The sequence below is a fragment of the Oerskovia rustica genome, assembly GCF_014836555.1.
Classification (GTDB): Bacteria; Actinomycetota; Actinomycetes; order Actinomycetales; family Cellulomonadaceae; genus Oerskovia; species Oerskovia rustica.
On the sequence record NZ_JACSQQ010000007.1, the window covers coordinates 1 to 7040 of the forward strand.

Below are 7040 nucleotides of genomic sequence, written 5' to 3' on the forward strand. Positions count from 1 at the left end.
CCCCGCCGCGGACCTCCGCCTCGGCACCGAGTCGGGTGCGGGGGTCCGGTCTGTGGGGCTCCAGGTGCGAGGTGCCCGACGGCGGAGCGGGCGTCGGGCGGACAGGTGCGGGACCGTCGTGGTCCGGCGTTGCGGGGCCGGGTCGTCCGCGGCGGTGCGGGCGGTCCGGGGTGGGGCTGGGCCGGGGTGGGCCGGGGTGGGTCGATCGCGGTCGGGCGGGTCGAGTCAGGGGCTGAGAAGTGCTGAGGGGATGGCGGTGGGCGTCAGGCGGTGAGGGCGTCGACGAACCAGCCGGTGATGCTCGTGGGGTGGGTGATCGCGGTCCCGACGACGACCGCCCACGCGCCGGCGTCGAGCGCGGCGCGCGCCTGGGCGGGGGAGTGGACGCGGCCCTCGGCGATCACGGGGACGTCGAGGCGGTCGACGAGCTGGGCGAGCAGCTCGAGGTCCGGCCCGTCGGTGCGCGGCCGTTCGCCTGTGTACCCCGACAGCGTCGTCCCGACGACGTCGACCCCGGCGTCGCGGGCCGCGAGCGCGTCGTCGAGGCTCCCGCAGTCCGCCATGACCAGGGCGGACGACTGCTCGCGCAGGCGCGCGACGGTCTGCGCGAGGCTCAGGCCGTCGGGGCGCGGGCGCCGGGTCCCGTCGATCGCGACGATCGTCGCCCCGGCGTGGGCGACGGCCGCCGCGTGGCGCAGGGTCGGGGTGATGAAGACGCCGTCGGTCCCGTCCTTCCAGAGCCCCGTGACGGGCGCCGTGATCCCGAGCTCGGCGAACGCGTGCGTGACGTGCTCGACGTCCGCGACGCCCTGGACACGGATGCCCACCGCGCCGCCGCGGACCGCGGCGAGCGCGACCTGGGTCATGGTCCGCGGGTCCCGCATGGCCTCGCCGGGGTAGGCCTGGCACGAGACGACGAGGCCGCCGCGCAGCGCGACGAGCGGGTCGGGGGGCACCGGTCCCGCGGTGGGCGCGGGGGCGGTCGACGGACGGTCGGTCACGGGATCCTCCGGGAGGCGAGGGGGGACGGTTGTCACGAGGTCACGAGGTCACGAGGTCACGAGGTCACGAGGGGGTACGGGGGCACCAGGTCACGGGGTTGCGAGCGAGGCGAGCGGTGCGACGGCCTCGGCCGTGCCGTGGTGGACGGGCACGTCCTGCACGCCGGACGTGCCTCGCGCCTCGTGCGCGACGAACGCGAGCCGGGCCGCTCCCAGGACGGCCGCGTCGCCGCCGAGCGTCGCGGTCACGACGGGCAGGCCGTCGAGCGCGGGCATGAGCTCGGACGCGACCGAGGCGGACAGGGTGTCCCACCACAGGCTCCCGGCTCCCGCGAGCCCGCCGCTGATCACGACGACCTCGGGGTCGAGCATGTTCGCGACGCCGCCCACCGTCCGGCCCAGGGCCGTGGCCGCGAGGACCACGGCCTGGTGCGCGACCGGGTCGACGTCGGTGAGCTGGCACACGACCCGAGCGGTCTCGACCGTGGGGTCGCCGCCGAGCCGCAGGTACAGGGCGTGCAGCGCGGGCCCCGACGCGATCGCCTCGAGGTGACCCGAGCGCGAGCACGTGCACAGCAGGCCCGCCGCCTCGGCCGCGGGCAGGTGGCCCAGGTGCCCGGCCACGTGGCGCGCGCCGTGCTGGGGCGTGCCGTCGAGCAGGAGCGTCGCCCCGACCCCGGTGCCGGCCGCGACGACGAGGGCCGTCCGCGTCCCCGCGCACGCCCCCAGCCAGTGCTCGCCCAGCGCGTGCGCGTGCACGTCGTTGTCGGTGTGCACGGGCAGGCCCGCCGCGGGTCCGCCCGTTGCCGCGAGGCGGGCGGCGGTCCCGCCCGCGAGGTCGGCGCCCGCCCACCCCGTCAGGGCGTCGGTCGCCGCCACGACGCGGCCGCGGCCCGAGTCGATGACCCCGGCCGAGCCGATGCCCACCCCGACCAGGACGTCGGGCGAGCCGGAGACCCCGGGGGCGTCGGCGCCGTCGGGCAGGAGGAGCGCGACCAGGCGAGCGACCGCGTCGAGGATCGCGTCCGCCCCCCCCCGGGCGGGGGGGGGGCCCCGGGCCCGGGCGAGGACCGTGCCGTCGTCGCGGACGAGACCCGCGGCGATCTTCGTGCCGCCCAGGTCGATCCCGACGGCGGTGCGGTGGGTCGGGACGCTCACAGCAGCCCGGCCTCCGCGAGGATCACCTTGATCTGGTCCACGACCTCGCCCTCCAGGGCGGGGGCCGGGGTCGTCATGACGTTGGACCCGATCACGCCGAGGAGCTGCAGCGACGTCTTGAACGCGCCCAGGCCGCTCGCGCCGCCGCTGTAGCCGCGGGGCTGGAAGACGATCTCGAACAGGGACGCGAGGCGGTCCTGCTCGTCGCGGGCCCGGGCCCAGTCGCCCGCCTGCGCCGCGTCCCACAGGCGCACGTAGCCCGCCGGGTCGACGTTGCCGAGGCCCGGCACGACGCCGTCGGCGCCGAGCAGGAGCATGCCGTCGACGACGACCTCGTGACCCGTGAACAGGCGCAGCGGGCTGCCCGCCGCACGGTTCGCCGCGACCAGGCGACGGAAGCCGACGTCGTCACCGCTCGAGTCCTTGACCCCTGCGATGACGCCCTCCGAGCCCAGGCGGACCAGCATGCCCAGGTCGAGCTTCGAGTGCACGCACACGGGCACGTCGTACGCGAACAGCGGCAGGTCGCTCGCCGCGGCGACGCCACGGAAATGACGCTCGATCTCGTCGTCGTTGGTGCGGATGTACAGGGGAGCCGTCGCGACGACCGCGTCGACGCCCGCGTCCTGCGCACGGCGGACCTGGTCCGCGACGCGGCGCGTCGTCAGGTCGATCACGCCCGCCATGACGGGCACGCGGCCCGCGGTGATCTCGACCGCGGCCTCCATGACCTGGGAGCGGCGGGCGTCGTCGAGGTACGCGACCTCACCCGACGAGCCGAGCACGAACAGGCCGTGCACGCCCGCGTCGAGCTGGCTCGTGATGAGGCGCTCGAACGACGCGCGGTCGAGCTCGCCGTCGGCCGTGAGCGGGGTGACGACGGGAGGGATGACACCGGAGAAGGTGGTCGTGGTGGGCACAGCGGACTCCAAGGATGGTGCGGTGGTGCCGGGCGGAGGGCCTCCGCCCGGCACCGGGGGATGGGGGAACCGTCAGAGCAGGGTCGGCGCGGCGCCGAGCAGGGTACGGGTGTAGTCGTTCGTCGGGCGGTCGAAGACCTCCTCGGCCGTGCCCTCCTCGACGACCTTCCCGAAGTACATGACCGCGATCCTGTCCGAGACGTACCGGACGGTCTGGATGTCGTGCGAGATGAACACGAGCCCGAGGTTCAGGCGCGCCTTGAGGTCCGTCAGGAGGTTGAGGACCTGGGCGCGCACCGAGACGTCGAGCGCCGACGTGGGCTCGTCCGCGACGATCACGTCCGGGTCGAGCGCCAGGGCGCGGGCGATCGCCACACGCTGGCGCTGACCGCCCGAGACCTGGCTGGGCAGCACGTCGAGGGCCGACTGCGGCAGGCCCACGAGGTCGAGGAGCTCGCTCACGCGGCGCTCACGGTCCCGGGGCGAGCCGATCTGGTGCACGTCGAGCGGGTCGCGCAGGATGTCGCGCACCAGCATGCGGCCGTTGAGGGCCGTCGACGGGTCCTGGAACACGATCGAGATCGCGCGCCCGAACTCCTTGCGGGTGCGGGCGTTGCGCTTGAGCACGCTGCGCCCGTCGAACACGACGTCGCCGCTCGTGGGGGCCTGGAGGCCCACCATGACCTTGGCGAGCGTCGACTTGCCGCAGCCCGACTCGCCCACGATCCCGATGGTCTCGCCGCGGCGCACGGCCATGTCGACCCCGGCGACCGCGTGGACGCGGTCCGGACGGAAGAGCTTGCCCGTGCGGGCCTTGTGCACCACGTGCACGTCCTTGAGCTCCAGGACAGGAGCGTCGTCGCTCATCGGGCACCTTCCTGGACCAGCAGTCCGCTGTCGGTCGACTCGGTGTGGCTGGCGTATCGGTGGTCGGTCCCCGGCAGCGTGCGCAGCGGGGGACGGGGCACGAACGCGTCCTGCGGCCGGGAGGACCGGGGAGCGAAGCGGTCGCCCGTCGCGAAGTCGCGCGGCGAGGGGACCGTGCCGGGGATCTGGTGCAGGCGCTCCGCGCCCGACTCGATCGACAGCACCGCCCCGAGCAGCCCGCGCGTGTACTCGTGCTGCGGGTTCATGAGCAGGCTCGGCACGGGGGCCGACTCGACGACCTGGCCCGCGTACATGACCGTCACGCGGTGTGCGAGCGACGCGACGAGCGCCAGGTCGTGGCTCACGAAGACCATCGCGAACCCGAGCTCCTCGCGGAGCTCGTTGAGCAGGTCCACGACCTGCTTCTGGACCGTGACGTCGAGGGCCGTGGTCGGCTCGTCGGCGACGACCAGTCGCGGGTCGCGCGTGAGCGCCATGGCGATGAGCACGCGCTGGCGCTGCCCGCCCGAGAGCTCGTGCGGGTAGCTCTTGAGCGTGCGCTGGGCGTCGAGGCCCACGAGCTCGAGGAGCTCGACCGCGGTGCGCGTCCCGCCCCTCTTGACGAGCTGGGCCATCTGGGTGCGGATCAGCATCGACGGGTTGAGCGAGCTGAGCGCGTCCTGGTAGACCATGGCCATCTCGTGGCCGCGCAGCGCGTTGCGGCGGGCCGGGGTCGCGGTGAGCAGGTCCACGCCGTCGAGCAGGATCTCTCCCGTGACCTGGGCGGACGCGGGCAGCAGGCCCATGACCGCGAGGCTCGTGAGCGACTTGCCGCAGCCCGACTCGCCGACCAGCGCCATGGTCTCGCCGGGACGCACCGCGAAGCTGATGTCGTCCACGACGGCCACGTCGCCGTGCCGCTCGGGGAACCTGATCGAGAGGTTCTTGACCTCGAGCAGGGGAGCGGCGTCACCGGTGTAGACCAGGCGGTCGGTGCGGTGGCGCTCGGCCACCCGCAGGCGGTCGAGCTGGACCGCGAGGGCCTCGCGCTGGACGGCGGCCGCCGCGACCGCGAGCTCCGGGTCGGGGACGACCGAGGTGTCCGCGACGAGCTCGTCGAGCACGCGCGGCTCGCGCAGGTCGGCGCCGCCCGTGTACTCGAGGGGGGCGTCGGCGTCGGGCTCGGTGAGCGGGTCCGTGGCGTGCGCGGCGTCCTCGGCAGCTGCGGCGCGGGCCTCGGCCGGTCTGCGGGCCGCGGGCCGGACCATCGCGTCCGTGAGGCCCTCGGACAGGACGTTGAGGGAGAGGACCGTGAGGAGGATCGCCATGCCGGGGAAGAAGGTCGCCCACCAGCCGCCGTTGAGGAGCAGGTTGCGGCCGTAGGCGATGACGTTGCCCCACGAGGGCTCGGGGTCCTGGACGCCTGCGCCGATGAACGACAGGCTCGCCTCGAACACGATCGCGTCGGCGACCAGGACGGTCGCGAAGACCATGATCGGGGCGAGGCAGTTGCGGGCCACGTGCTTCATCAGGATCAGCGACGTCCGCGCGCCGATGACCTTCTCGGCCGACACGTAGTCCTCGCCGAACTGGCTGAGCACGTTGGCGCGGACGATGCGGGCGATCTGCGGGGTGTAGAGGAACGCGATCGTGAAGATGAGGACCGGCAGGGACTTGCCCCACACGGCCACGAAGACCACGGCCAGGGCGATGCCCGGGAAGGCCATGATGATGTCGAGGATCCGCATGAGGGTCTCGCTCACGGCCTTGTGGGCCGTCGCGGCGACCGAGCCGAGGATCGCGCCCGCGACCAGGGCGACCGCGGTGGCTCCCAGGCCGATCACGAGCGAGTAGCGGGCACCGTAGACGATGCGCGAGAAGATGTCGCGACCCGTGCGGTCCGTGCCGAACCAGTGCTCGCCCGACGGCGGCTGGGCCGGCGTGCCGGACTGCAGCGGGTCGTAGGCCGCGACGAGCGGGGCGAAGATCGCCAGGAGCGCGACCAGGAGCACGAGACCGAGGGCGATCTTGGAGCCCAGGGGGAGGGCCGCGAGGCGCAGGCCCGGGCGGGACAGTCGTTCTGTCAGCTTCCGACGCATGTCACACCGTCCGGATTCGAGGGTTGACGACGAGGTAGAGGAGGTCGACCAGGATGTTGACGACCACGAAGGTCAGGGCGACGGTCAGCGTCACTCCCTGCACCAGGGCGGTGTCGCTCGCGGTCACGCCGTTGAGGATGAGCTTGCCCATGCCGGGCAGGTCGAAGATGACCTCGATGATGACCGCGCCGCCCATGAGGTAGCCGACGCGCAGGCCGAGCACCGTGATGGGTGTGATGAGCGCGTTGCGCAGGACGTTGCGCCCGACGACCACGCCGCGGGGCAGGCCCGAGCCGATCGCGGTGCGCACGTAGTCGCGGTCGAGCTCCTCGACCATCGCGGTGCGGACCACGCGGGTCAGCGACGCGGCGACGGGGATGGCGAGCGAGAGCGCGGGCAGGAACATCGAGGCGAGGAACATCCCGAAGTCGTCCGAGGGGTTCGTGTACCCGCCCGAGGGGAACCAGTCCAGGCGCAGCGAGAACTGCTGGATGAGGAGGATGGCGAGCCAGAACGACGGCGTCGCGACGCCCGCGATCGACAGGACGCGGATGGCCTGGTCAGGCCAGCGGTCACGGTAGAGGGCGGCGGTCACGCCGAGCACGAGCGAGAGCACGACGGCGATCGCCAGGCCCATGAACGTGAGCTGGAGCGTGAGCGGGAACGCGTTGGCGATGAGCTCGTTCACGGGCTGGGAGGGCGGGACGGTCATGCCCATGTCGCCGCGCACGAGGCCGGCCAGGAAGTTGCCGTACTGCACGAGCATCGGGTCGTTGAGCCCGTTCGCCGCCCGGTAGGCCTCCTTGGCCGCGTCCGTGGCGGACTCGCCGAGGGCGTTGGTCGCCTGGTCGCTGGGCGCGAACTGCATGACGACGAAGACGAGCAGGGTGATGCCCAGGATCATGACGGGCAGGGCGAGCAGGCGTCGTCCGGTCAGTCGTAGGAGCGCGGTCACGCGGTACTCCTCGGGGTCGGGGTGGGTGGGGGGGGGGGGG

Annotated in this window: 6 protein-coding genes; all 6 read right to left on the reverse strand. The window is 73.6% G+C overall.

Annotated features, from left to right (window positions below):
* Positions 1 to 263: 263 nt before the first annotated feature.
* Positions 264 to 1001, reverse strand: a complete 738-nt coding sequence (locus H9652_RS05435; protein ID WP_191795354.1) for an N-acetylmannosamine-6-phosphate 2-epimerase — start codon at positions 999 to 1001, stop codon at positions 264 to 266.
* A gap of 90 nt (positions 1002 to 1091) precedes the next feature.
* Entirely contained in the window at positions 1092 to 2159 is a 1068-nt protein-coding gene (locus H9652_RS05440; protein WP_318243992.1) for an ROK family protein, read from the reverse strand.
* Complete coding sequence (locus H9652_RS05445) at positions 2156 to 3079, reverse strand: dihydrodipicolinate synthase family protein (RefSeq protein ID WP_138824079.1); 924 nt, start codon at positions 3077 to 3079, stop codon at positions 2156 to 2158. Before H9652_RS05445 ends, H9652_RS05440 begins: the two co-directional genes overlap by 4 nt.
* A 72-nt stretch (positions 3080 to 3151) precedes the next feature.
* Positions 3152 to 3946, reverse strand: a complete 795-nt coding sequence (locus H9652_RS05450; protein WP_191795356.1) for an ATP-binding cassette domain-containing protein — start codon at positions 3944 to 3946, stop codon at positions 3152 to 3154.
* Positions 3943 to 6045 (reverse strand): dipeptide/oligopeptide/nickel ABC transporter permease/ATP-binding protein, encoded by a 2103-nt coding sequence (locus H9652_RS05455; protein ID WP_191795357.1) that lies wholly within the window; start codon positions 6043 to 6045, stop codon positions 3943 to 3945. The genes H9652_RS05450 and H9652_RS05455 overlap by 4 nt, the downstream gene beginning before the upstream one ends.
* Before the next feature lies 1 nt (position 6046).
* On the reverse strand, positions 6047 to 7000 hold the full coding sequence (locus tag H9652_RS05460; RefSeq protein ID WP_138824082.1) for an ABC transporter permease: 954 nt from the start codon (positions 6998 to 7000) through the stop codon (positions 6047 to 6049).
* Positions 7001 to 7040 lie beyond the last annotated feature (40 nt).